At 70.1% G+C, this 1,446-nt stretch carries 1 protein-coding gene; it reads right to left on the bottom strand.

What is annotated here, in order from left to right; genetic code table 11:
• Positions 1 to 6: 6 nt before the first annotated feature.
• Entirely contained in the window at positions 7 to 1,446 is a 1,440-nt protein-coding gene (locus IH00_RS0106685) for an MFS transporter (protein WP_031070603.1), read from the bottom strand.

The raw sequence follows: 1,446 nt of genomic DNA, 5'->3' as shown, positions 1-1,446 counted from the left end.
CGGTCGTCAGCCGGCCGTCTTCTTGGGGTTGTGGAGGAAGGCGGCGCTGGTGAGGACGCCGAGGAGGACGATGGCGGTGTTGACCAGGACGGCCAGGCCGATGCCGTCGAGGATGGCGTCGGGGCTGGTGCGTCCGGCGATGTGGGCGGTGGCGATCGCGGACATGATCGGGGTGCCCATGGTGATGCCGATCTGCTGGGTCATGGTCGCAAGCCCGGTGGCCATGCCCTGCTCGTGGTCGGGCAGTCCGGAGGTCGCGGTGACCATGAACCCGACGATGACGAGCATGTTGCCCACACCGCCGGCGAAGGTGCCCACCAGCAGCAGCCACATGAACGAGCGGTCGTCGCCCAGCCCGAGGAGCGCGGCGGTGGCCACGGTCTGCAGCACACCACCCGCGATCAGGGTCTGCTTGGTGCCGATCCGGCCGATCACCTTCGCCGCGATCGACCCGCCGATCACGGTGCCGATGCCCAGCACACCGAACGACAGCCCGGCCGCCAGCGGCGAGAAGCCCAGCACCTCCTGCAGGTAGAGCGTCATCAGGAACACCAGCGACGTCTCGGTGACGAACGCGATCAGACCGGCGATGTTGCCCCACGCGACGGTGCGGCGCTTGAGGACGCTGACCGGGACCAGCGGGGAGGCGGCCTTGGACTCCACCGCGTAGAACACCACCAGCAGCACCACACCCACCAGCAGCGAGCCCAGTGCCACCGGGGCGGTCCAGCCGTGCTCACCGGCCTGGGTCAGGCCGAACACCAGGGCCAGCAGGCCCAGGGTCACCGTCACCGCGCCGGGCGCGTCCAGACGCGGACGCTCGGTGGGCCGGGACTCGCTGATCACCGCCGGGGCGATGAGCAGGACCGCCAGGGCGACGGGCACGTTGATGAAGAACGCCCACCGCCATGACAGCAGGTCGGTGAGCACACCGCCGAGGATCGCGCCGGTGGTGAAGCCGGCCGACATCAGGGCGCCGTTGAGGCCCAGTGCCTTGTCGCGCAGGGGTCCTTCGGGGAAGGAGGTGGTCAGCAGTGACAGGCCGGCGGGGGTGACGGCCGCGGTGGCCAGGCCCTGTGCCACGCGGGCCACGATCAGCAGTTCGGGGGTGGTGGCCAGGCCGCCGACCAGGGAGGAGATGCCCAGCAGGGCCAGGCCGGCCAGGAACAGCCGGCGCCTGCCGAACAGGTCGGCGATCCGGCCGAACAGCAGGGTGAACCCGGCCGCGCACAGGGCGAACGCGGTCGCGATCCACTGCAGGTTGGCCAGGGAGAAGCCCAGACCGTCACCGATCACCGGCAACGCCACGTTCAGGATCGAGAAGTCCACCGCGAGCATGAACTGCGCGACCAGCAACACCACCAGGACCAGCCGCTGCCGGCCCGTCATCCGAGGCGGACCAGCCGTCCCCTCGCTCACCGACTTCACACCATCAACAACGGACAT

The organism is Streptomyces sp. NRRL S-118, from assembly GCF_000716335.1.
Lineage (GTDB): Bacteria > Actinomycetota > Actinomycetes > Streptomycetales > Streptomycetaceae > Streptomyces.
Note: the sequence above shows the minus strand (reverse complement) of the source record. Positions and strands in the feature narration are given on the sequence as shown.